Below are 24,013 nucleotides of genomic sequence, written 5' to 3' on the forward strand. Positions count from 1 at the left end.
GCGCAGACTTCAAATTATTTGGACCAGCGGACCCGCCCGCCGCTCCCGGATCGACAGGAAAAATCAAGGAATGCGCACAGATACCGGCCAGGTCTTCAAGCTCGAAGACTATCGCCCCAGTGATTATCTCATTCCGGAAACCAGCCTGACTTTCCGCCTTTCGCCTGAAGCAACGCATGTGACCGCCGTGCTGACGGTCGAACGCCGCGACGGGATTGCGGCGTCGGTGCCACTGGTGCTGGATGGCGACGGGCTGACGCTCCGCGGCATTGCCATCGACGGCCAGGAGCCGAGCCCTGCGGATTTTCTCGTCACGCCCGATCAACTGACAATCATCAGCCCCCCTGCGACAAGGCGCTTCCAGCTAAGAATTGAAACCGTGTTGGCGCCGGCGCAGAACGAAGCGCTGATGGGCCTCTATCGCTCGAGCGACGTCTATTGCACGCAATGCGAGGCCGAAGGCTTTCGCCGCATCACTTATTTCCTCGACCGTCCCGACATCCTGTCGGTCTATACGGTGCGTATCGAAGCTGAGCGCAATGAGGCGCCGCTGCTTTTGTCCAACGGCAACCCGGCCGATCGCGGCGAGCTTGCCGGCGGCTGGCACTATGCGGTCTGGCACGACCCCTTCCCCAAGCCGTCCTATTTGTTTGCGCTGGTGGCGGGCGACCTCGGCAAGATCTCAGACAGTTTTGTCACCCTGTCTGGCCGCAAGGTCGAGCTCGGAATCTATGTCGAACCGGGCAAGGAGAGGCTCGCCGGCTACGCCATGGACGCTTTGAAACGGTCGATGAAATGGGACGAGGAGGCATTCGGCCGCGAATACGACCTCGATGTCTTCAACATCGTCGCTGTGTCCGACTTCAATATGGGAGCAATGGAGAACAAGGGTCTCAACATCTTCAACGACAAATATGTGCTGGCCGACCAGGAAACCGCGACCGACGCCGATTTCGCCAATATCGAGGCCATCATTGCCCATGAGTATTTCCACAATTGGACAGGTAACAGAATCACTTGCCGCGACTGGTTCCAGCTTTGCCTGAAGGAAGGCCTGACCGTTTTCCGCGACCACGAATTCTCCGCCGATCAGCGCTCGCGCGCCGTCAAGCGCATCGCCGAGGTTCGTACGCTGCGCGCCCATCAGTTTCCCGAGGACCAAGGGCCGCTGGCGCATCCGGTCCGGCCTCGCCGCTACCGCGAGATCAACAATTTCTATACGGCGACGGTCTACGAAAAAGGCTCGGAAGTCGTGCGCATGATCCATACCATCCTCGGCGCCGAGACGTTCCGCGCCGGCATGGACCTCTACTTCGAACGTCACGACGGCCAGGCAGCGACGATCGAAGACTTCATCAAAGTGTTCGAAGACGTCTCGGGTCGCGACCTGTCGCAGTTTTCGCTGTGGTATCATCAGGCCGGTACGCCGAACCTGACCGTCAGTTCGGCGTATAATCCGGCAGCGCGGGAATTCACGCTCGAAATCGAGCAGTCGGTGCCGCCAACGCCGTCGGAAAGCCGCAAGCGGCTGATGCACATTCCGCTTGCCTTCGGCCTGGTTGGCGCCGGTGGCGAGGCGATAGCCCACAGCGGCGCCGAAGGGGCGAACGTCGAGGACGGTGTCATCCATATCCGCAAACGCCGCCATATCGTCAGGTTTTCCGGGATTGCCGAGCGTCCGGCCATGTCGCTCAACCGCGGCTTTTCGGCGCCGGTGACGCTTTCGGTCGAGCAGCGGCCCGACGACCAGTTTTTTCTGGCTGGCCACGACAGCGACGCCTTCTCGCGCTGGCAGTCGTTCAACACGCTTTTGACTGATGCGCTGATTGCCGGTTTCCGCCAGATCCTGGACCACAGGCCAACCGAGATCAGCGCCCGGCTGACCGAGCTTGCCGGCAAGACAGCCGGCGACGAAGCACTCGAACCCGCCTATCGGGCACTGGCCCTGGCGCTGCCCGGCGAGGCCGATATCGCCCGCGACATCGGCAAGAACATCGACCCCGACGCCATTTTCGCGGCGCGCGAGGCGCTGGCAGTTGCGATCGCCGAGGCCAACCGCGAGATATTCTCCAAACTTTACGATCGGCTCGCCGACAATGGCCCGTTCAGCCCGGACGCGGCCAGTGCCGGGCGGCGGGCGCTGCGCAATGTCCTGCTGGACTATCTCTCCTTGCTGCCGGGAGGTGCGGGACTCGCTGCCGGGCACTTCCAATCGGCGACCAACATGACGGATCGGGCCGCGGCGTTGACCGTGCTTGCGCACCGTCACCACGGCTCACCGGAGGCAACCAAGGCGCTGGCCGATTTCGAGGCGAAATATGCAACCGATGCGCTGGTCATGGACAAATGGTTCCAGACCCAGGCCAGCGTGCCCGGCCCGCAAACCGTGGACGCGGTGCGCGCCTTGACCAGCCACCCAGCGTTCTCGATGGCCAACCCGAACCGGGTACGGGCACTCATCGGTACGTTTTCCAGCGCCAACCAGACCGGCTTCCATCGCGCCGACGGCGAAGGCTACCGGCTTTTCGTCGAAACGGTGCTGCAGGTCGAAAAACGCAACCCGCAGGTGGCCGCCAGGCTGGCGACGGCGCTCAGGTCGTGGCGCTCGCTCGAACCGGTGCGGCAGGCCAAGGCAAGGGAGGCGTTGCTTTCGATCGCCAATACCGAGAAGCTGTCGGCCGATTTGCGAGACATCGTCGAGCGCACCCTGGCGTAAGCGACCTCCGTTGTCCCCTTGTGGGAAAAAGGGAAGACCCCCCGAAAACCCAGTTATTTTAGTCGATTTTTAATCTTTTTTCGCCGCGCCTCTGGACAAGGCGAATCACCTTTGATTCTTTAGTGACGATTCGGAAGTGCGGCGTTGCCGGATCGTCAAGCGGGACAGAAAATCGGGGAGTGCCATTTATGGCGAAGGCGGACGCGTGGGGCGCGCCCGGTGGGACGGCTTTTGGGCGGCGCGAGGCGCGAAGCGACGGTCTCGCGGGCAATACGCGGCTCATCGCCGAACCTGCCTACCGACGGCTGCTGGCAGCCGAGCCGCTGTTGCGGCGATCGATACCGGCCCTCATTATCATGTTTCTGTTGATCATCGCAGTACTGCGCTTTCTGTCACTGATGAACGAGCGCGACGAGATCGAGCGCGACGCCAAGGCGATCCTTGCGCTGGCCGCCGGCCAACTGGCCAGTTCGATCGCTGCCGATGCGACCATGGGTTCCACGCCCGGCGCGATCCAGGACCTGCTGGAGAGCACCGGTCGTCAGGGCGCGATGGGCCGAAGCCACGTACTGGCGATCACCGATAGCGCCTTCAAGATCATTGCCGTATCGCCGCAGTCGATGCACTGGGAGGGCCGGTCGCTCGATGGCGTCGTACAGGGCGGGCAGCCGCTGTTCATGTTCGGCGACCGCGCCGGGGTGATGGAGGTCAGCATCGGCGGACAGGACTGGTACGCGGCAGTGAGCCTGGCGAATGGCCGAAGGGGTGCCGCGGCAGCGTTCGTGCCGCGGGAGGCAGTTTTTGACGCCTGGCGCAAGACGGTCTCACTCAACGTCACGCTGTTCGTGCTGACGGCCGGTGTGCTGATCATCATCCTCTACGCCTATTTCGGCCAGGCGGCGCGCGCCCAGGCCGCCGATCGCATCTATCTCGAAGCCCACCAGCGCATCGACATGGCGCTGGTGCGCGGCCGCTGCGGCCTGTGGGATTGGGACATGGTGCGCGGCAAGATGTACTGGTCGCGCTCGATGTACGACATGCTGGGCTACGAGCCTTGTGACACGATGCTGTCGTTCGGCGAAGTCGATGAAATCATTCATCCCGAGGACGGCGATTTGTTCGAACTCGCCAACAGGATCGTCGCACGCGAGATCGACCATATCGACCAGGTGTTCCGGATGCGCCATGCCGACGGGCAATGGGTTTGGATGCGCGCAAGAGCACACGTTATCGACCCGGAAGCGCCGGAGATCCAGCTGATCGGCATCGCCGTCGACGTCACCGAGCAGCGGCATCTGGCGCTGCGCTCCGAAGCGGCGGACCTGCGCCTGAGGACGGCCATCGAAAACATCAACGAATCTTTCGTGCTGTGGGATTCGTCCGAGCGCCTGATCATGTGCAATTCCAAATACCAGCAGGACAACGGCCTGTTGGATCGCGACGTGATGCCGGGCGCTCCGCGCGCCGTTCTGGAGGAACGCATGCTGGCCTTCGCCTCGGAGCGGCGGCTTGCCAACACCAACGGACCGCAGGGAGGCGTTACCTTCGAGCGCCAGCTTGCCGACGGCCGCTGGCTGCAGGTGAACGAGTTGCGGACAAGGGACGGCGGTACCGTCTCTGTCGGCTCCGACATCACCCAGATCAAGCTGCACCAGGAGAAGCTGGTCGACAGCGAGCGCCGGCTGATGGCGACAATCCATGACCTCAGCCTTGCCCGCCGCGCGGAAGAAGAACGGGCGCGCGAGCTCGTCGAACTCAATCGCAAATACATGAAGGAAACCGAGCGCGCCGAAGCGGCAAACCGGGCCAAATCCGAATTCCTGGCCAACATGTCGCACGAGTTGCGCACCCCGCTCAACGCGATCATCGGCTTCTCGGAACTGATGGAGCGGCGGCTGTTCGGGCCGCTGGGCTCGCCGCGCTACGAAGAGTATGCCACCGACATCAACGGCAGCGGCAAATATCTTCTCGGTGTGATCAATGACATCCTCGACATGTCGAAGATCGAGGCCGGCCAGTTCGCCCTGGATCAGGAAGAAATCGATCTCTGCCCGCTCATCAGGGAGACGGTTCGCGTCGTTTCTCTGCAGGCGGCCGAAAAGTCGATCACCGTCGAAACCCGCATCGCCGATTCGCTGACGCTGTTCGCCGACCGCAGGGCGATCAAGCAGATCCTCATCAACCTTCTGTCCAATGCGGTGAAGTTCACCGGGCAAGGCGGCCACATCTCGGTCAGAGCCCGCAGCATTTCCAGCGCGCTGATCCTGACGATCGAGGACAATGGCTGCGGCATCCCGAAGGCGGCGCTGAGCAAGCTCGGGCGGCCATTCGAACAGGTGCAAAACCAGTTCTCCAAGAGCCATGCCGGCTCCGGCCTCGGCCTCGCCATCTCGCGCTCGCTGGCCGAGCTTCAGGGTGGCGCGTTGAAGATCCGCTCGACCGAAAGCGTCGGCACGATCGTCTCGGTACGCATCCCGATCAAGAAAGCCGCGCAGGCGGTCAGGGCGGCTGCCTGAATGACAAAATAAGGCTCCGGCGGCTCACACCGCCGGAGCGTTGTCAAATTCTCACTGCACGCCGTCAGTGTCATCATTGCCCCCGCCGTCCCATTGGCGGTGACCGCCGGGAAGACCCTTCGGCAGTTCGTTCTTCTCGATTTTCCCGTCATTGTCACGGTCGAGCATGGCAAAGACCTTCTTCTGGCGGCTTGCGATGTCATCGGCGGTCAGGGTGCCGTCGCCCTTGGTGTCGTAACGGGCGATGATGCGCCTGGCCATCTGCTCGAAGCGTGCTTTCTCCAGCGCGTCGGCGAGCTGTGCCACGGTCAGCTTGCCGCCATTGTCGGCGACCATCTTCTTCAGCCGCGCGTTCATGGCGTCGGAGAACTGGTCGAAGGTGATCGTGCCGTCATTGTCCTTCATGACCTTGCCGAGGCGCATCATCATGCCGTCGCGCGGCCCGGCCACGGAGTGCTCGTCTGCATAGGCAGCGGTGCCGACGGCGCCGGCCAGGGCTGCGAAAACGAGTGCAAGTCTGGTTGTCTTTCTCATGGTCTTCTCCTGTTGCATCGTCACCCCCGATGCTAGAGCGGCGGACCTTCAATCCCCCGCTCTATCTCTTTGATTGAACATCGGAACCTCCCAAAGCAGGTCGCAATTTTGGGCCCGATGCTCTCGCCCGTACGGCTGGTTGCCGTCACGGTTGTTTCGCACGAAGCAGAAGGTTGAAATCCTTTCTGACCTTCTGCGACGTCTCCTTGAGGTGCGCTTCAAGCACCCCGAAATCCGGCAGGTCGGTGACCGCAAGAAGCAGATCGGAAAGCCCTGGCGGAACGTCGTCGCGTTCGAACGCGCCGGTGAGGCAAAGCCGTATCATCTGGGTCAGCGCCAGATAGAGCGAATAGGCATCCACCAGTTCCTGCCTGACCTGGGCGTTGGCGAAATCCGGCGCCAGGCGCGACAGGACCTCAGCCGTGCCGGTGGCCCTGCGGCCTGCCTCGATCTTTCCCGTTATCAGCGCAACCTGGGCAATGAATTCGAGATCGATGAGGCCGCCCGGGATCAGCTTGATGTCCCAGGGATCGCGCGGCGGCTTCTCCTTGTCGACCATGGCGCGCATCTCGGATGCCTCGGCCATCACCTTGGCTGGATCGCGCGGCAGAGCGAGCACTGCGGCAACGTCCCCTTCGATCTCGCGGCAGAGCTCGGCATCGCCGCCGATCGCGCGGGCGCGCGCCAGCGCCATGTGCTCCCATGTCCAGGCGTCCTGGCGCTGATACTTCTTGAAGGCCTCGACATGGGTGGCCACCGGCCCCTTGTTGCCGGACGGCCGCAGGCGAAGGTCGAGCTCGTAGAGCACGCCCTCGGCGGTCGGCGCGGAAACGGCGGCGATCAGCCGCTGCGTCAGCCGGCTGTAGTAATGCGACGGGGCAAGCGGCTTGTCGCCGTCGGACTCCTCCGCATCGGCGTCGTGATCGTAGAGCAGGATGAGGTCGACGTCGGAGCCCGCCGTCAGTTCGCGGCTGCCGAGCTTGCCCATGCCGAGCAGCGCGACCCGGCCGCCGGCAATATAGCCATGACGCAAAGCGAATTCCGCCATCACCGCCTGCAATGCCGCCTCGATGGTCAGATCGGCGAGATCGGAAAAAGCGCGGCCGGCGCGCGACGGGTCGATCGACCCGGCAAGCAGCCTGACGCCGATCAGGAATTTTTGCTCCGAAGCAAAGATGCGCAGCCGGTCGAGCACGTCTTCATAGGCTCTGTCGCCTTCGAGGAAGGCGGCAAGGCGCGCCGACAGATAGGCGCGGTTTGGCAGTTCGCTCAGCAGCGCCGGATCGAGCAGCCCATCGAAGACATGCGGCCGGCGCGTGATGATGGCGGCCAGCCGCGGTGCCGCGCCCATGATAGTCGCCATCAGCTTCAGCAAAGCCGGATTCGACTGCAGCAGCGAAAACAGCTGGATGCCGGCAGGCAGGCCGGCAAGGAATTCGTCGAAGCGGATCACTGCCTCGTCCGCCCGCCGCGTCTGGCCGAAGGCTTGCAGCAGCGCCGGCGTCAGTTCGGTCAGCCGCTCGCGCGCCTCCGCCGACCGGGTGACGCGGTAGCGGCCGAAGTGCCAGCCGCGGATAACCCGGCAGATGTCGCTCGGCCGCTGGAAGCCGAGCCGCTGCAAGGTCTGCAAGGTATCGGGATCGTCGACGTCCCCGGTAAAGACCAGATTGCCGATGCCGGCCGAAAGCTCCGGCGCGGTTTCGAACAGCGCTGCGTAGTGGCGCTCGACCTGGTGCAGCGCCGCGCGGAACGTTTCGGCAAAGCCTGCCGCATCGGCAAAGCCCAGCATGCGGGCGACGCGCTCCAGCCCCTCTTCGTCCTCCGGCAGGATATGCGTCTGCTGGTCGGCAACCATCTGGATGGCATGTTCGACGCGGCGCAGGAACCAGTATTGCCTGGTGAGCGCATCGCGCGCGTCGGCGGTGATCCAGCCGCGCGCGGCGAGCTCGCCGAGCATCGGCACGGTCTCGCGGCCGCGCAGTTCGGGAAAGCGGCCGCCGGCGATAAGCTGCTGGGTCTGGACGAAGAACTCGATCTCGCGGATGCCGCCGCGACCGAGCTTGACATTGTGGCCTTTGACCGCGACCTCGCCATGGCCTTTGTGGGCATGGATCTGGCGCTTGATCGAATGGACGTCGGCAATCGCCGCATAGTCCATGTATTTGCGCCAGATATAGGGCTGGAGTTCCTTCAGGAACGCGGCGCCGGCGGCAAGATCGCCAGCCACCGGGCGGGCCTTGATCATGGCGGCGCGCTCCCAGTTCTGGCCGCGCGCCTCATAGTAGCGCAGCGCCGCCTCGACCGGGATCGCCAGCGGCGTCGAGCCGGGGTCGGGACGAAGCCTGAGATCGGTGCGGAAGACGTAACCGTGCTCGGTGCGGTCCTGGAGGATACGAACAAGCCGGCGGGTCAGGCGCGAAAACAGCTCTGTGGCATCGAGCGGATCGACGACGGCAGGCGCATCGGGGTCGAAGAAGACGACGAGGTCGATGTCGGAGGAGAAGTTCAGCTCAAGCGCGCCGAGCTTGCCCATGCCGAGCAGGATCCAGCCCGAGCGTCGCGCCGGATTTTTGGCATCCGGCAATCGGAGCTTGCCTTGCTCATGCGCGTCGCGGAGCAGGAAATCGACAGCCGCACGCGTGCAGGCGTCGGCAAGGTCGCTCAGTCGCCGCACCGTCAGCGAGGTCTCGGCCTCGCCGGCGAGATCGGCCAAGGCGATCAGGAAATGCGCCTCCGCCTTGCATTGGCGCAGCTCCATCATCAGGCTGCTTTCGGAGACGGCCTCTACGCGTGCTGCCTTGTCGACCGCGGCGCCGATCGATGACAGCCGCGCCTCGACGCTCCCGTCGAAAAGCGCATCGAGTATCCGTGGCCGGCGGCGCGCGGTATCGCGCAGGAACGGCGACAGGTCGAACACGGCGGCGAGGAAATCCTGGACGACCCCCTTGCCGGCGAGAAATTTCGCCAGTCGCGGCAGTTCCTTTTGCCGCGCGGCGTCGGCGATCTCCGACAATTCCTGCCTGGCGCGGCTTGCATCCAGCGGAACGAGCTCTACCGCTGGCTTCAACAGCCAGTCCGTTTCGAGGCGTCGCACTGCCATCCTCGCAACCATCAGCGATCCTCCCGCCCGGGAAAACTCATGACGACCGACAATCCGGGATTGCCGGGCAGAAGCTCAAGCCGTCCATTGTGGAATGTCATGATCGCCTTGGCGAGGCTCAAGCCAAGGCCGGAACCCGGCTGCGAGCGGCTCTTTTCCAGCCGCACGAAACGCTCGGTCACCCTGGCGCGGTCGACATCGTCGGGAATGCCCTGGCCGTTGTCGGAGACGGCGAGTCTGATCTCGCTACCGACACGCTCCAGCGTCACGCGAACCGTAGGCCTGGAGGTCGAGTCGGTCGAATATTTGATCGCGTTGTCGACGATGTTGGACAGCGCCTGGCCAATCAGCTCGCGATTGCCGTTGACGGCGAAGGAACCTTGCACCGAAGTTTCGAGCGTCACGCCCGCCTCCTCCGCTACCGGCTCGTAGAGTTCGACGACGTCGTGCACGGCAGCGGCCAGATCAACCCTGGTGGTGCTTTCCGAGGAATAGCCAGCTTCCAGTCGCGAGATCATCAGGATGGCGTTGAAGGTCTTTATCAGCTGATCGGATTCGGCGATCGTTCCTTCCAGCGCCTGCCGGTAGTCGCTGGTGTTGTGCTTGCCGGAAAGCGTCGCCTCGGCGCGATTGCGCAGCCTGGTGAGCGGCGTTTTCAGGTCGTGGGCGATGTTGTCGGAGACCTGCTTCAGGCCCTCGTTCAGCGTGGCGATCCTGGCCAGCATGGAATTGAGGTTTTCCGACAGCCGGTCGAACTCGTCGCCGGCGCCGGTGACCGGCAGCCGGCCGGAAAGATCGCCGCCCATGATGCGGCGGCTCGCCTCCGACACGCTGTCGATGCGCTTCAGCGCCGCGCGCCCGACGAAGAACCAGATCAGCAGCCCGCCGACGCCCATCATACCGAGCGCCAGCATCAGAGCGCGGCGAATGACGGCGCGGAAGCGCTCCGGCTCGCCGAGGTCGCGGCCGACCAGCATGATCATCTGGTTGGGCAGGCGCAGCACCAGGGCAATGGCGTTATGGCCCTTCTCGCCTTCGGCCTGTACTTCGCTCTGGGCGGGCTCGTTCGGGTCGGAGACCGGGTTGCGCTGCCGCTCGAGCTCGCCCTCGCCGAAGCGGCGGTAGGAGAACGGCTCGGTGGTCCAGCCCTCGGCCTCGATCACGCCCGGCTCCAGGCTCTGCACGTTTCCGGTCAGGATCTGGCCGTTGGCATCGGCGATCAGATAGAGATTGGCGCCGGGCTGGCGGGAGCGCTGCTCGACGACGCGGACCAGCAGCGGCAGGCCGCCGCGCTGATAGGCGCGGGCGAGGCCGAGCACCTCGTCGTTGATCGTCTCCTGCGTCTGGGCGGTCAGCATGCGCGCCGAGAGCGAGGTCATGTACAAGACCAGCAACACCGCGCACAGCGCAAAAAGCAGAAGATAAAGCGCTGAAAGCCGCGCTGCCGTCGTCTTCATGATGGCCGGCACGGAAAGAGCCATGGGGTTCTAGCCGCTTTTCAGCATATAGCCGGCGCCGCGAACCGTGTGCAGGATCGGCTTGTCGAAGCCCTTCTCGATCTTGCCCCGCAGCCGCGAGATATGAACGTCGATGACGTTGGTCTGCGGATCGAAATGGTAGTCCCAGACATTCTCGAGCAGCATGGTGCGCGTCACCACCTGGCCGGCATGGCGCATCAGATATTCGAGCAGGCGGAACTCGCGCGGCTGCAGCGTTATCTCGCGCCCGGCGCGGCGCACCGAGTGCGACAGCCGGTCGAGTTCGAGATCACCGACCCGGTAGACGGTTTCGGCTTCCCTGGCGCTGGCGCGGCGGTTCAGCACCTCGACGCGGGCGAGCAGTTCCGAAAAGGCGTAGGGTTTGGTCAGATAGTCGTCGCCGCCGGCGCGCAGACCGGTGACCCGGTCGTCGACTTCGCCGAGCGCCGACAGGATCAGCACGGGTGTCGTATTGCCCCGGGACCTGAGCCCGGCAATGACGGACAGGCCGTCGCGGCGCGGCATCATGCGATCAACGACCATGACGTCATAGTCGCCGGAATCGGCGAGCGCGAAGCCGGTTTCGCCGTCGCCGGCGACATGGGCGGTATGGCCGGCCTCGGCGAACGCCTTCTGCAGGTAGTCGGCTGCCTCGCGATCGTCTTCTATGACGAGAATCTTCATAGAACCGTTATACGCGATTTCGCTGGAAGATTGAGTGGCCGGCATATGCATCGTGGCCTTCTCCATGGCGTATCGCGAACAAATTGATTCAGGGATACGCGGTAAGTCTTTGTTTTAGCATGTCGTAGCCTAAAACCGCTTCACGCCTTGAGCGGCATGTTCGAGCGGCAGCGGGCGATGGGAAGCCCGCTGCCGCTGGGGCGGAACACGATGACTGACGAACGTATTCAGGCCCCGTGCTTTCCCGTGCGGCGGCTCGGGGGTGTTGAAAACCGCCGCACCGGAAAAGTCGACCACTAGAGCGCCGCGCGTCCTCTTGAACGCGCAAAGGGCGCTCTAGCACCTTGAATCGGCGCATGTGCCTTTCCGAAAACGGAATACGTGTTCGGGGTCATGCGCTCAGCCCTTGGCGACAGGCAGTGCGACGAAGCGGTTGCTGTCGTCGCGGGTGATCTGCATCAGCACCGCCTTGCGGCCGGACTTCACCGCGTCGGCCATCGCCTTGTCGACGTCGCCGGCGCCGTTCACTTCCGCCGAATTGACGGAGGTGATGACGTCGCCGGGCTGGATGCCGCGATCGGCGGCATCGCTGTCGGGGTCGACATCGGTCACCACAAGGCCCTTGCCATTGTCAGACTTGGTGACGGTCAGGCCGAGATCGGCGAGCGTGTCGGTCTTCGGCGCTGGGGCAGGCTGCTGGTCGGCCGAGGCCTGCTTGTCGCTCGACGGCAGCTTGCCGAGATCGACCTTGACCGCCTCGCTCTTGCCGTTGCGCCACACCGTGACATCGACAGATTTGCCGGGCGGGTAAGCGCCGATCAGGCGGGCGAGTTCCTTCGGCGAAGCAACGTCCTTGCCGTCCACCTGGGTGATCACGTCACCGGCGGTGATGCCGGCCTTCTTGCCGGGACCGGTGTCCTGCGCGCTGGCAACGAGCGCGCCCTTGCCGGACCCAAGGCCAAGCGACTCGGCGATTTCGGGGGTGACCGGCTGGATCTCGACACCGAGCCAGCCGCGCTGCACGGTGCCGTTCTTCATCAGATCCTGCACGACCTGCTTGGCGGTCGAAGCGGGAATGTCGAAGGCAATGCCGACGCTGCCGCCCGAGGGCGAGAAGATCGCGGTGTTGATGCCGACAACCTGGCCGTTGAGGTTGAAGGTCGGGCCACCCGAATTGCCGCGGTTCACCGAGGCGTCGATCTGGATGAAGTCGTCATAGGGACCGGCGCCGATGTCGCGGCCGCGGGCCGAAACGATGCCTGCGGTAACCGTGCCGCCGAGGCCGAACGGATTGCCCACAGCCACCACCCAGTCGCCGACGCGAACCTTGGAATCATCGGCGAAGTCGACATAGGTGAACTTGTTGCCGTCATCGACCTTGAGCACCGCAAGATCGGTGCGCGGATCGGTGCCGATCAGCTTGGCGTCGAGTTCCTTGCCGTCATTGGTCACCACGGTGAAGGCGGTGCCCTCCTCGACGACATGGTTGTTGGTGACGAGATAGCCGTCATCGGAGATGAAGAAACCGGACCCTTGCGCCACCGGCCGCGGCTGGTCGTTGTTGCGGTCACGGTGTCCAAAACGGCGCATTCCGTTCGGGCCCTGATCGCCGCCTTGATCGCCAAAGCCGCGGAATTCGCGGAAAAACCGGCGCAGCTGCGGGTTGTCGGGAAGATTGCCTAAACCGTCCTCGTCGTCCATCTGGCCGGAACCGTCATCGGCCGTCGACTGGATCTTGGCCTTGACGCGCACGCTGACGACCGCCGGCGAAACGCGCTCGACCACATCGGCGAAGCTCGGGACCTGCGGTGCCTCGACACGCACGGCGTCGGCCAGCACCGGGGCTGTCCCGGTGGCAACAGCACCAAAGCCGATCGCGCCGGCAATGGCCAGGGATGCGGCTGCGGCCAAAAGGCGTTTGCGGGTGCGTAGATATGAATTGGGGGCAACATTCATGGTTATCGTATCCTCTTTTCAAGGGACGCCCCTTGATTGGCATCCTCGACAAAGGAAATAGAGGGCCGCACATTACGGCGCCATTTCCGGTACATGAAACTTTCGTAATGTATCGATCAATCGCGGCGGAGCATCTTGTCCAGCGCCGCCTGTTCCTCGGCAGTTAATGCAGCGGTCACCGTCGAACGGCGCGAGCGGGCGGCCAGCAGGATGAATGTCCCGCCAACGAGCAGCAGAAGAACTGGCGTCCCCCAGAGCAAAACATTGCGCAGATTGAAGCGCGGCTTCAGCAGCACGAATTCGCCGTAGCGCGAAACGACATAGTCCATCACCTGCCGGTCGGTATCGCCGGCGACCAGGCGCTGGCGCACAAGGATGCGCAGGTCGCGGGCGAGGTCGGCATCGGACTCGTCGATCGACTGGTTCTGGCAGACCATGCAGCGCAAGCCTTCCGACAAAGCGCGGGCCCTCGCCTCGAGTGCCGGGTCGGCGAGCACCTCGTCGGGCTTGACCGCCTGCGCGGCGCCGGCGAACAACAGCGCCAGCAGCAGGACCAGCGAGGCCAGCGTGACCCTTTTCATTGCGGGCTCGCCGATGGCACGCCGGCCGCAGCCTTGCGGCGCGACGGTGCGCCGACGCGCAGGCGGCGGTCGAGCAGCGACATCGCCGCGCCCGCCATCATCACCAGTGCGCCGCCCCAGATCAGCGTCACCAGCGGCTTCCACCACAGACGAACGACCACAGAGCCATCGCTGCCCTCGTCGCCAAGCGAAAGATAGAGCTGGCTGAAGCCGATCGTCCTGATGCCGGATTCGGTTGTGGTCATCTGGCGCACCGGATATGAGCGCTTGGCCGAGGTGATCTCGCCTGCGACGCTACCGTCGGCGCCAAGCAGGGCGAAGCGGCCGCGATCCTCACTGTAGTTCGGCCCCTGGGCCGGGTAGAGCCCCTCGAAGCGCAGCTTGTGGCCGGACAGTTCGACGGTCTCGCCGGCATGCATCGACAGGATTTTTTCGGTCCCGAAGCAAAGCGTGCCGACAATGCCGAGCGTTGTCAGCCCGAGGCCGAGATGCGCAAGCGCTGTGCCGAAGACCGAGCGCGGCAGGCCGGCGAAGCGCCTGAGCATGGTGGCGGGCGCGACGGTGCCGAAGCCGGATTTGACGGCGAGATCGGTGAGCGCGCCGCAGATCAGCCAGAAGGCAAGGCCGACACCGAGTGCCGCCAACACCGAAGCGCCATCGATGAACAGGGCCGTCACCAGCACCGCGAGCAGCGCCGCCGCGAAAGCCGCCATCAGGCGCTGGGCGACCGCGAAAATGTCGCCGCGCTTCCAGGCGAGTAGCGGCCCGAACGGCACGACGACCAAGAGCGGCACCATCAGCGGGCCGAATGTCAGGTTGAAGAACGGCGCGCCGACCGAAATCTTGTCGGCAGATAGGGCTTCGACGACGAGCGGGTAGAGCGTGCCGACCAGCACGGTGGCGGTGGCGGTGGTCAGGAACAGATTGTTCAGGACCAGCGCGCCTTCGCGCGAGATCGGGTGAAACAGGCCGCCGGCCGTCAGCCGGGAGGCGCGCAAGGCAAACAGCGCCAGCGAGCCGCCGATGAACAGCGTCAGGATGCAGAGAATGAACACGCCACGCGTCGGATCGGTGGCGAATGCGTGCACCGAGGTCAGCACGCCGGAACGCACCAGGAAGGTGCCGAGCAGCGACAGCGAGAAGGTCAGGATCGCCAGAAGCAGCGTCCAGATCTTCAGCGCCGAGCGCTTTTCCATGACGATCGCCGAATGCAGCAGCGCCGTGCCCGCCAGCCACGGCATGAAGGATGCGTTCTCGACCGGATCCCAGAACCAGAAGCCGCCCCAGCCGAGCTCGTAATAGGCCCAGTAGGAGCCCATGGCGATGCCGCCGGTGAGGAACATCCAGGCAACCAATGTCCACGGCCTTACCCAGCGCGCCCACGAAGCGTCAATGCGGCCCTCGATGAGGGCAGCGACAGAGAAGGAAAAGCAGATCGAGAAACCGACATAGCCGAGATAAAGCAGCGGCGGATGGATGGCGAGGCCGAGGTCCTGCAGGATCGGGTTGAGATCGCGGCCCTCGATAGGCGCCGGATTGAGCCTGACGAACGGGTTCGACGTCGTCAGGATGAACAGGAAGAAAGTGGCGCCGATCGCTCCCTGCACGGCAAGCACATTGGCCCGGAGCGTCGCCGGAAGATTGCCGCCGAAGACGGCGACGAGCGCGCCGAAGAAGGTCAGGATCAGCACCCAGAGCAGCATCGAACCTTCGTGATTGCCCCAGGTTCCGGTGATCTTGTAGATCAGCGGCTGCAGCGAATGCGAGTTCTCCCAGACGCTCTCAACCGAGAAGTCGGAGCCGGCGTAGGCGGTTGCCAGCGCCACGAAAGACAGCGCCGTCAAGGCAAAGCCGGTCAGCGCGGCCGGTGCGCCGACGGCCATCATCTTGTGGTTGCCGGTGCGCGCACCGAACAGCGGCACCATCGTCTGCACCAGGGCCAGCGCAAACGCCAGGACCAGGGCGAAATGTCCGGTTTCAACCATTGTCACCGCACCCGCTAGTCACTCTTGCTCTCCTGCCATACGCCCTTGGCCTTGAGGCCGTCGGCCACTTCCTTGGGCATATAGGTCTCGTCATGCTTGGCCAGCACGCTGTCGGCGACAAAGATTCCGTCAGGGCCAAACGAGCCTTCGGTGATCACGCCCTGTCCTTCCCGGAAGAGGTCGGGAAGAATGCCGGTATAGGTGACCTTGACGTCCTTCTGGTTGTCGGTCACCGAAAAGGCGACGGTGGCGCCTTGGCCACGCTCGACCGTGCCTTTTTCGACAAGACCGCCGAGCCTTATGCGCTGGCCCGGCTGAAGGCTGGCGGTGGCCAGATCGGCCGGCATGTAGAAATAGGAGGCCTTCTGGCCAAGCGCATAGAAGGTCAGCCCCGTGGCAACACCGAGAAACCCCAGCCCCGCTGCGATCACCGACAGTCGTTTCTGCTTGCGCGTCATCGTCTACTCCGTCGCCGTCACGCCAAGCGAGGCGGCAAAGGCGGTGAATTTCCTGGCCTGGTCACTGTCCGCGCCAAAGACGGCGATACCGCGATTGAGCGCGTCACGCGCCTGATCTGTCTTGCCCAGCACGGCATAGGAACGAACGAGCTGCATCCACCCTTCCTCGTCGCGCGGATTTTGCCGAAGCCTTTCGTCGAGGCCGGCAACCATGGTGCTGATCATGGCTTGCCGGTCCTGCGGCGACATCGAGGAGGCAGCATCGATATCCTCGGCGCTCGGCCCTTTCGCGGGCGCCTCAGAAGCGACGCTGCGGGCGGCGGATTCGGCCAGCGCCTGCTCGACGGCGCCGCGCCACGGCGAGCCCTGCGGCAAGGCGGCAAGCATCTTTTGCCAGGCCGCCGTGGCTTCAGCTATGCGGCCTTCCTGTGCCATGCCCATGGCGAGATAGAACGAGGCCTTCGGATTGGCCGGATCGAGCTTCAACGCCGCCTCGAAAGCCGCCTGCGCTTCGGCGGAGACAATGCCGCCGGCCGCATTGGCGATCGCCTCGCCAAGACCCGCCTGGCGGGCGGCGCTGTCGCCGTCGAGGCGGATGGCGTTGCGATAGGCGGTCACCGCATCGGCGTATCGCTGCATGCGCAGATAGACCGGCGCCAGCACGTCCCAGCCGCGGCCATCGGATGGGTTGGCCGCCAGGTGCGCCTCGGCGCGGGCTATCAGCTCGTCGACCGAGCTGTCGGCGGGGTTCTTGGCCAGGCGTTCGCTGAGCGGCTGCGACGGCAGGTCGGGTGAGCCGAGCTGGCCATAGAGGCCCCAGCTGACCAGCGGAACCAGCAGCACGGCCGCCGTCGCCACCAGCCTTGTCGACCGCGACGGCTGCGTCGCCGTCTCGTCGGCGTGGCCGGCATTGCTCAGGCGAAGGATGCGGCGGGCGATTTCGGCGCGTGCCTCTTCGGCCTCCATTGGCCGGATCAGGCCACGCGCCATATCGCGGTCAAGCTCGGCCAGCTGGTCGCGATAGACTTCAAGGTCGTGATCGCCGGCAGCGGACGCGTTCTTCGATCCGCCGGCCAACGGCAGCAGCACCGCCAAGCTTGCGCCCAGCGTCAGGAGTGCGGCTATGACCCAAAACAGCATGGCTCTTCCAATAGAACGAGACCCTTGCCCTGCCAACACAAGCGTGCTGCGACGCTTTGGCGGGGCCGCTCCGATCGATAATGCATGTCGCGCAAAAGTGTGCAGCGGTTTTGCGATAACGACCATGCATCAAAACAAGAACCTATAGCGCGTCGCATGACGACGGTCGAACGCGACGCGCTTTAGTGCCGGATCGGTATCGGCGGATCGACGGCCGGGCGTCTTTGTTGCGCAATTCCGGACGGAAAACCGTTTCACACTTTTCCTGGAATTGCTCTACGTCAGCGGCGTCCAGCTGCCGTCGGCATTGCGGCAGGCGGTTCCGCGCGCGGTGGCGCCGGCGGTGCCGGTAAACACCGTATGGGTGTATTGCCGGCAGTCCTGCGAGCCGACGCGATAGGGCTGGGCGGCGACCACTTCGCCGCGATGGGCCGAACTGTCGCTCTTCCAAGCCACTTTCTGGCCGCTCGCCGTGTATTCAAGCGCCTTGTATTCCGCCTCGAGCGCGCTGCGCTTCTCGGTCTCGCTCAGGCCGGCGCCGATAGAGCCGCCGACGAGGCCGCCGCCCATGGCGGAGATGATCGTCGTCGCCACCTTGGCGCCGCTGGGGGGCGTCAAGGCCGGCGTCACCGTAACGGCCGGGCCCTTGCCGAGCGTCGTGCAGCCGGAGACGGCGAGCAGGGCGGAAACGAGCGCGACGCGAATCTTCATGCCAATACCGGCTTTCTTGAGCTGGACCGCCGCGCTGTCAGCAGCTGGCGCGGCCATAATGTCGATGTTTGTCGGAAATTTGGCCGCAGCCAGCCACCTGGAAAAGCAATCTGGAAAAGCATTACTGAAGGCTCCGCAATCGAACCATCGCCTTCAATCCACCCATGATGGATCGTTCCAGCGCCAGAGAGCCTCCATACTCGTTGACAAGGTCGGCGACAATGGCAAGTCCGAGCCCGCTGCCCGGTTTTGTCTCGTCGAGCCGCCGGCCGCGCTGCAACACCTCGCGCGCCTTGTCGTCGGGAATGCCGGGGCCGTCATCCTCGATGCTGATCTCGAACAGGTTGGCTGCGCCTTCCGTGCCAGCGCCACCTTTGCTGGAGATTGGCTTGACCGAAACGGCGACCGCGCTCCTTGCCCATTTCATCGCATTGTCGAGCAGATTGCCGAGCAGCTCCTCCAGGTCCTCGCGTTCGCCGGCAAAGACGATGTCGGTGGCCGGCAGCGACAGCGACAGCGCCGTCTGCGGGTTGAGCTTTTGCAGCACCCGAACCATGCGCTGGACCAGCGGCGCCACCGGCGTACGGTAGACGACGCTGTCGCGCTGCGCGGCGACGCGAGCACGTTGCAGATAATGGTCCACTTGCTTTTGCATGGAAGCGGCCTGCTCGGCGATCAGCTGGCCCTTGGCGCCACCCAGCGCCCGTCCCTCGTTGAGCAGCACGGCAAGCGGCGTCTTCAGCGAGTGCGCGAGGTTGCCGACCTGCGTGCGCGACCGCTCGACGATACGCCTGTTGTTCTCGATCAGCGCATTGGTCTCGTTGGCGAGCGGCTCGATCTCGGCCGGGAAACGGCCATCTAGGCGCTGCGCGGTTCCTTCGCGCACCATGGCAAGCGCATTCCTGACCCGGCGCAGCGGCTGCAGGCCGAGCAGGATGGCAATCGCATTGATGGCGATCATGCCGACGCCGAACAGCGACAGATAGGTCAAAAGGCGCCGCTGGAAGGTGGCGATTTCCTGCTCGAGCTCGGTCTGGTTGCCCATGACGCGGAAGCGCGCGGCGCGGTTTTTCGCATCGAGCACGAACTCGCTCTCGAACACCTCCAACTGCTCGCCTTCGATGCCGTCCGCTGAATAGCTGCGCTGGAAGCTGGCATTGAAGGGCACCTCGGCAACGCTTGGCGACGGGATCGCCTTGGTCATCGACGACGAATGGAGATCGCCGTGCACGCCTTCCGAGGCAGGCTCGACCGACCAGTACCAGCCGGAATTCGGTTCCGAGAACCTCAAATCACCAAGGTCGGGGGCGCCGGTCAATTGGCCGCTTTCAGAAACGCCGACCGAGCCGATCAGGTTGAACAGATGCGCCGAAAGCAGGCTGTCGAAACCGCGCTCGCTGGCCTGGCGATAGAGCGTGGTGATCAAGGTGAAGATGACGACCAGAGTGAGGATCGCCCAGACCGTGGAAAAGGCGATGACGCGAAACGCCACCGAACGCGGCCATGACCGCAGCGACGGCGTGTTCGAGACGGCGGGTTTTGTAGGCAGCGGTTCCGCGTTACGCCTCCGGCTTACGCATGCGGTAGCCCATGCCGCGAACAGTTTCGATCATGTCGATGCCCATCTTCTTGCGAAGCCGTCCGACAAAGACCTCGATCGTGTTGGAATCGCGGTCGAAATCCTGGTCGTAGAGATGCTCGACCAGCTCGGTCCGGGACACCACCTCGCCCATGTGGTGCATCAAATAGGCAAGCAAGCGAAATTCGTGCGAGGTCAGCTTCAGCGGCACGCCGTCGACGTCGGCCTTGGAGGCCTTGGTGTCGAGGCGGAGCGGCCCGCAGGTCAGTTCGGACGAAGCGTGCCCGGCAGCACGCCGGATCAAGGCCCGCACCCTGGCCAGGATTTCCTCGATGTGGAAGGGTTTGGTGACGTAGTCGTCGGCGCCGGCGTCGATGCCGGCAACCTTGTCGCTCCAGCGGTCGCGTGCCGTCAGGATCAGCACCGGCATCTTGCGGCCGCCGCGCCGCCATCGCTCGACCACGCTGATGCCGTCCATCTGCGGCAGGCCGATGTCGAGCACCACGGCATCGTAGGGCTCGGTGTCGCCGAGAAAGTGCCCTTCCTCGCCGTCGAAAGCGCGGTCGACGACATAGCCGGCATCGACCAGCGCGTCGCCGATCTGCCGGTTGAGATCCTTGTCATCTTCGACGACGAGTACGCGCATGCGGAAGGCCTGTTGAAGCTGTTCAGATATAGGCCGATTCCGGCAGTCTGGGAAACGGCACGGTTCAGTTCAGCGGAACGACGATCTCCGAGCGACGCGGACGCTGCCCTTCCTTGCCCGGAACCAGCACGACGATGACGCAGACGGGCTGGCCGCCGCGTGTCGACTGCGAGGCCTTGGCCAAGGTGCCGCCATTCTGCTCGGCCACCTGCTGGCCGATCGCATAGCAGTCGGAGGCGGCGAGGACGACCGGTTGGGGCTGCTCGGGCACGACAACGGGGATCGCCATCGCCTGCGACGCAAGCAGACCGGCGGCTGACAGCGCCAGTGCCGCGGTCCGGAAGTGGGAGCGAAGGGTTTTCATGGTCAGCGTTCTAACGCGCCGGTGCTGAACGTGATATGAACGGTGAACGCTCGAATGCATGCCCGCCACACCCCTGAAGCGCGAGATTACCGGATTGCCATTTCGCCGCCCATCCCGCGAAATTGCCAAGTTTAACCTAGCCCTCCGATCCTTCGCCGACAACCGGGCATCGTTTGGCAGTGAAAGGCAATCGCTTCAGGTTTGCCCCGACTTCGATAATCGATCCGGCAACCGAAGGCAGATTCAGGCGAACCGACCGGAAATAAAAACCCGCCTCTGCGGCGGGTCGCTGGCGCCATCAGCACCATAGGCGAATTAGTAGCATAGCTGCCGGCACAAAGCAAGAACAAAATTGCCGGATTGTAAAAAATGCCCGGTGGTCAGCCCTCGTCCTTGATCACGGCGCGGAAGCGCAGCAGCCCGTGATGGGCCGAAAGGTCCTCGTCGTAGCGGGCTTCGGCGAATTCGAGCTTGAGGTAGGCGCGGCGATGTTCGCCGAGCGAGAGAGCCGTATCGCGCAGGCGGGTGCTAACAAGGTCCATGATGTCATTGGTTTCCTTGCTGGCCTCTGATTTCGACCAGACATGCAACGTCAGCAACTGTTCTGCGTCGTTCTCCATTCCCGTTGCCCAATCGTAGACGCTGGTGCGGCCGAAGGTCATGTGGGGGAACGCAACATTTTCCGGCGCACGGTCGAACAATCGTGCGTCGCCCAGTGCCGCCGATAAATCGGGATCGTCATTCACTGCCTCGAATATGGCCTTCTGCAATTCGACGGCCGGCGCGGTCATCGTCTTTCCCTTCGTCCGTCGCGTCGACCTCCCGGCTGCGTAGCTGCGTTGCATGAAGGCATCCCGCCAAAGCGCGAATCAGCGCGTCTCATGCGGATTATGAACCTTCATGATCTCGGCAATAAGCCCTGCTCCTGGAATGCGCGACGCCCCGGCCGTCCGCGCCACGGACCCTTGAGGGTGATGCCAACCTGCGCGAAGTCATTTGGCATGCAGGAGTTCGAAAAAAGGATGCTATGACGATGTCTGGTTTCCAGACATTCGAGGTCGTTTTTCGTGCGCGAGCCGTCGCTGCTGCCTGTCTTCGGAAAGCTTGGGGCCAAGGCGCCGCCGGTCGCGATTGCGGCGTCGACCATGTCGATGACCGTCAAGAGTCTGGTCAACCACACTCGGGAGGTGCTCTCGGCGTACGGTAGCCTGGCCCTGAAGCTGTCCGTCGTTTTGTGGACGGTGCTTGTCGTGGCGGCAGTATTCTTCATCGCCCAGGCCCGATCGAGCGACATTCATTGATTGGGCGGAAACGAAAGGACCCAAGATGGCAAAGCGCTACGCGCTCCGTATGGAACATCCTCACAGCTGGACCGTCTTCGACGTCTTCACCGGCCAGCCGGTCGAGCTCAAGCAGCAACTCACGGCCAGTTTGAACACGCGCGATGCGGACGCGATGGTCGACCGGCTGAACGGTCGCGACGTCAAGCGGCGAGCGAAGGCGGACCGGAAGCCCTGACAAAGCGTCTTGTGGACGGATCGCGACGGACTAGCGAAAATCGGCCGCAGTCAGCACATATATGCTCCTGCGGGTGCGGGCATAGGCATTCCTGGCGACATCGTGGATCGAGTTGGAAGCCGTGTCGAAGGCTGCCAGGTAGGTAGCTTCTGAGGCCGCCGTTCCCGGCTGCATCTTGGAGATGGCATCGGTTGCGACAGAGAAGGAAATCTGGAACATCCCGTCATGGCCGACGAAGCGGATGCGTTTGCTTGCCTCGTCGTAGCTGCGGCTGGGATTGGGAAATGTCAGGCTCATGATTTCGCCTCCGTCGATGCAGATACGGCCTTCTTGACTGCCCGTGACGCCCGCTTCTTCTTTGGTGCGACCGGATTCAGAGCTTCCGCCGCGCGGTCCGCCTCTTCCTTGGCCAGTCGCAATTCCCTCAGCCTTGCCGTTTTGATGCTCCTCGCCTTGGCTTCCGAGAGATATTCGGCAGTTGCTTTGTTCCGCTCCGCCGTCTTCTTTTGATTTTCCATGAAGCGGGCCTGAGCTTTTTCCATGATGTTCTGATTGCCTTCGGCCATCGGTAAAATCTCCCTTGCAGCGAAAGTCGTGAATGTGAATTCACCATAAAATAGGTGTTCAAAGATAGAAATTCAATTTCATTAATATTCGGCAAGGCCCGAACACCAGGGGATAACCAGGCAAGATAATACGTTCAATATTTCATGTGCCCTATGAATATTTTTTGGCGCTCCTATCAATCGAGTGCCAGGGCGCCTATAGAGAGGGGCGGCCGCCTAAGCTGGCCCCAGAAAGAGTCCCCATGAAATTCCGGCCACTCCACGATCGCGTCGTCATTCGGCGCGCCGAAAGCGACACCAAATCCAAGGGCGGCATCATCATCCCCGACAATGCCAAAGAAAAACCGCAGGAAGGCGAAGTGATCGCTGTCGGGCCGGGCGCGCGGGACGAAAGCGGCGCGCTGATCCCGCTCGACGTCAAGGCCGGCGACCTCATTCTGTTCGGCAAATGGTCCGGCACCGAGGTCAAGATAGACGGCGAGGACCTTCTGATCATGAAGGAGGCCGATATCATGGGCATCATCGAAAAAAGCGAGACGGGCATCATCGACAAGACCGTGGCTGCCAAGAAGGCCGCCTGATTGGAAGGCCGCGCGCCCTCCCGCGCGCGCGCAAAGGACGCTCCGAGCTTTGATTCAGGCGCTGCAAGCGCCTTGCCACGACAACCGAACTGGAAAAGATCATGTCTGCCAAGGAAATCAAATTCTCCACCGACGCGCGTGACCGCATGCTGCGCGGCGTCGAAATCCTCAACAACGCCGTCAAGGTGACGCTCGGCCCCAAAGGCCGCAACGTCATTATCGACAAGGCCTACGGCGCGCCGCGCGTCACCAAGGACGGGGTGGCCGTGGCAAGGGAAATCGAGCTTTCCGACAAGTTCGAAAACATGGGCGCGCAGATGGTGCGCGAAGTGGCCTCGAAGACCAACGACCTTGCCGGCGACGGCACCACCACCGCCACGGTGCTTGCCGCTTCCATCCTGCGCGAGGGCGCCAAATTCGTTGCCGCCGGCATGAACCCGATGGACCTCAAGCGCGGCATCGACCTTGCCGTCAGCGCCGTCGTCAAGGAAATTCAGGCGCGCGCCAAGAAGGTCAAGTCCTCAGCAGAGATCGCGCAGGTCGGCACCATTGCCGCCAATGGCGACACCAGCGTAGGCGCCATGATCGCCAAGGCGATGGACAAGGTCGGCAATGACGGCGTCATCACCGTCGAGGAGGCCAAGACCGCCGAAACGGAGCTCGACGTCGTCGAAGGCATGCAGTTCGACCGCGGCTATCTCTCGCCCTATTTCGTCACCAATGCCGAGAAGATGCGTGCCGAGCTGGAAGACCCTTACGTCCTCATCCACGAAAAGAAGCTCGGAAATCTGCAGGCACTGCTGCCCATCCTCGAAGCCGTGGTGCAAAGCGGCAGGCCGCTGCTGATCATCTCCGAGGACGTCGAGGGCGAAGCGCTGGCAACGCTGGTCGTCAACAAGC

Annotated in this window: 22 protein-coding genes; 6 read left to right on the forward strand and 16 right to left on the reverse strand. The window is 63.5% G+C overall.

Going from position 1 to position 24,013, the window contains the following annotated elements; translation table 11 throughout:
- Nucleotides 1-70: 70 nt before the first annotated feature.
- Both pepN and NKH93_RS30885 read left to right on the forward strand, forming a co-directional pair.
- Complete coding sequence (pepN, locus tag NKH93_RS30880) at nt 71-2,716, forward strand: aminopeptidase N (RefSeq protein WP_352974915.1); 2,646 nt, start codon at nt 71-73, stop codon at nt 2,714-2,716.
- A gap of 188 nt (nt 2,717-2,904) precedes the next feature.
- Nucleotides 2,905-5,232, forward strand: a complete 2,328-nt coding sequence (locus NKH93_RS30885; protein WP_352974916.1) for a PAS domain-containing sensor histidine kinase — start codon at nt 2,905-2,907, stop codon at nt 5,230-5,232.
- A gap of 51 nt (nt 5,233-5,283) precedes the next feature.
- Here NKH93_RS30885 and NKH93_RS30890 read toward each other — a convergent pair whose 3' ends face one another.
- The 14 genes from NKH93_RS30890 to NKH93_RS30955 form a co-directional block, all read right to left on the reverse strand.
- A complete protein-coding gene (locus tag NKH93_RS30890; protein WP_352974918.1) occupies nt 5,284-5,766 on the reverse strand; it encodes an EF-hand domain-containing protein in 483 nt (160 codons plus the stop codon).
- 145 nt (nt 5,767-5,911) lie between these two features.
- Nucleotides 5,912-8,878 (reverse strand): bifunctional [glutamine synthetase] adenylyltransferase/[glutamine synthetase]-adenylyl-L-tyrosine phosphorylase, encoded by a 2,967-nt coding sequence (locus NKH93_RS30895; RefSeq protein ID WP_352974919.1) that lies wholly within the window; start codon nt 8,876-8,878, stop codon nt 5,912-5,914.
- Nucleotides 8,878-10,347, reverse strand: a complete 1,470-nt coding sequence (locus tag NKH93_RS30900; RefSeq protein ID WP_352974920.1) for a sensor histidine kinase — start codon at nt 10,345-10,347, stop codon at nt 8,878-8,880. Before NKH93_RS30900 ends, NKH93_RS30895 begins: the two co-directional genes overlap by 1 nt.
- 6 nt (nt 10,348-10,353) lie before the next feature.
- Nucleotides 10,354-11,028 carry a response regulator transcription factor gene (locus tag NKH93_RS30905; protein ID WP_254819962.1) on the reverse strand — a complete coding sequence of 225 codons (675 nt, stop codon included), beginning with the start codon at nt 11,026-11,028 and terminating at the stop codon, nt 10,354-10,356.
- A gap of 399 nt (nt 11,029-11,427) precedes the next feature.
- Entirely contained in the window at nt 11,428-12,984 is a 1,557-nt protein-coding gene (locus NKH93_RS30910) for a Do family serine endopeptidase (protein ID WP_352540748.1), read from the reverse strand.
- A gap of 116 nt (nt 12,985-13,100) precedes the next feature.
- Entirely contained in the window at nt 13,101-13,565 is a 465-nt protein-coding gene (locus NKH93_RS30915; protein ID WP_084641257.1) for a cytochrome c-type biogenesis protein, read from the reverse strand.
- On the reverse strand, nt 13,562-15,550 hold the full coding sequence (locus NKH93_RS30920; protein ID WP_352471013.1) for a heme lyase CcmF/NrfE family subunit: 1,989 nt from the start codon (nt 15,548-15,550) through the stop codon (nt 13,562-13,564). The genes NKH93_RS30915 and NKH93_RS30920 overlap by 4 nt, the downstream gene beginning before the upstream one ends.
- A 14-nt stretch (nt 15,551-15,564) precedes the next feature.
- Nucleotides 15,565-16,008 carry a cytochrome c maturation protein CcmE gene (gene ccmE, locus NKH93_RS30925; RefSeq protein WP_352471012.1) on the reverse strand — a complete coding sequence of 148 codons (444 nt, stop codon included), beginning with the start codon at nt 16,006-16,008 and terminating at the stop codon, nt 15,565-15,567.
- A gap of 3 nt (nt 16,009-16,011) precedes the next feature.
- A complete protein-coding gene (ccmI, locus tag NKH93_RS30930; RefSeq protein ID WP_352471011.1) occupies nt 16,012-17,148 on the reverse strand; it encodes a c-type cytochrome biogenesis protein CcmI in 1,137 nt (378 codons plus the stop codon).
- A gap of 276 nt (nt 17,149-17,424) precedes the next feature.
- Nucleotides 17,425-17,859, reverse strand: coding sequence for an RT0821/Lpp0805 family surface protein (locus NKH93_RS30935; protein WP_352471010.1), 435 nt, complete (start codon nt 17,857-17,859; stop codon nt 17,425-17,427).
- A gap of 121 nt (nt 17,860-17,980) precedes the next feature.
- On the reverse strand, nt 17,981-19,408 hold the full coding sequence (locus NKH93_RS30940) for an ATP-binding protein (RefSeq protein WP_352471109.1): 1,428 nt from the start codon (nt 19,406-19,408) through the stop codon (nt 17,981-17,983).
- A 10-nt stretch (nt 19,409-19,418) separates the two neighbouring features.
- On the reverse strand, nt 19,419-20,084 hold the full coding sequence (locus tag NKH93_RS30945) for a response regulator transcription factor (RefSeq protein WP_023718390.1): 666 nt from the start codon (nt 20,082-20,084) through the stop codon (nt 19,419-19,421).
- Nucleotides 20,085-20,148: 64 nt separating this feature from the next.
- Nucleotides 20,149-20,448: a hypothetical protein gene (locus NKH93_RS30950; protein WP_352471009.1), complete on the reverse strand. Its 300-nt coding sequence runs from the start codon at nt 20,446-20,448 to the stop codon at nt 20,149-20,151.
- Nucleotides 20,449-20,828: 380 nt separating this feature from the next.
- Entirely contained in the window at nt 20,829-21,239 is a 411-nt protein-coding gene (locus NKH93_RS30955) for a DUF3168 domain-containing protein (protein ID WP_352471008.1), read from the reverse strand.
- 276 nt (nt 21,240-21,515) lie between these two features.
- Here NKH93_RS30955 and NKH93_RS30960 point away from each other — a divergent pair, with 276 nt between their 5' ends.
- Both NKH93_RS30960 and NKH93_RS30965 read left to right on the forward strand, forming a co-directional pair.
- A complete protein-coding gene (locus tag NKH93_RS30960) occupies nt 21,516-21,749 on the forward strand; it encodes a hypothetical protein (protein ID WP_352974921.1) in 234 nt (77 codons plus the stop codon).
- Between the two features lie 25 nt (nt 21,750-21,774).
- Nucleotides 21,775-21,966: a hypothetical protein gene (locus tag NKH93_RS30965; RefSeq protein WP_352501784.1), complete on the forward strand. Its 192-nt coding sequence runs from the start codon at nt 21,775-21,777 to the stop codon at nt 21,964-21,966.
- Between the two features lie 30 nt (nt 21,967-21,996).
- Here NKH93_RS30965 and NKH93_RS30970 read toward each other — a convergent pair whose 3' ends face one another.
- Both NKH93_RS30970 and NKH93_RS30975 read right to left on the reverse strand, forming a co-directional pair.
- Complete coding sequence (locus tag NKH93_RS30970) at nt 21,997-22,263, reverse strand: DUF1488 family protein (protein WP_254819951.1); 267 nt, start codon at nt 22,261-22,263, stop codon at nt 21,997-21,999.
- Nucleotides 22,260-22,532, reverse strand: a complete 273-nt coding sequence (locus NKH93_RS30975; protein WP_352471005.1) for a hypothetical protein — start codon at nt 22,530-22,532, stop codon at nt 22,260-22,262. Before NKH93_RS30975 ends, NKH93_RS30970 begins: the two co-directional genes overlap by 4 nt.
- 242 nt (nt 22,533-22,774) lie before the next feature.
- Here NKH93_RS30975 and NKH93_RS30980 point away from each other — a divergent pair, with 242 nt between their 5' ends.
- Together NKH93_RS30980 and groEL are read left to right on the forward strand one after the other, a co-directional pair.
- On the forward strand, nt 22,775-23,113 hold the full coding sequence (locus tag NKH93_RS30980; RefSeq protein ID WP_352471004.1) for a co-chaperone GroES: 339 nt from the start codon (nt 22,775-22,777) through the stop codon (nt 23,111-23,113).
- Nucleotides 23,114-23,214: 101 nt separating this feature from the next.
- The coding region (groEL, locus tag NKH93_RS30985) for a chaperonin GroEL (RefSeq protein ID WP_352974923.1) at nt 23,215-24,013 on the forward strand (799 nt) is incomplete at its 3' end.

This window comes from Mesorhizobium sp. M0954 (assembly GCF_040319155.1).
Taxonomy (GTDB): Bacteria; Pseudomonadota; Alphaproteobacteria; order Rhizobiales; family Rhizobiaceae; genus Mesorhizobium.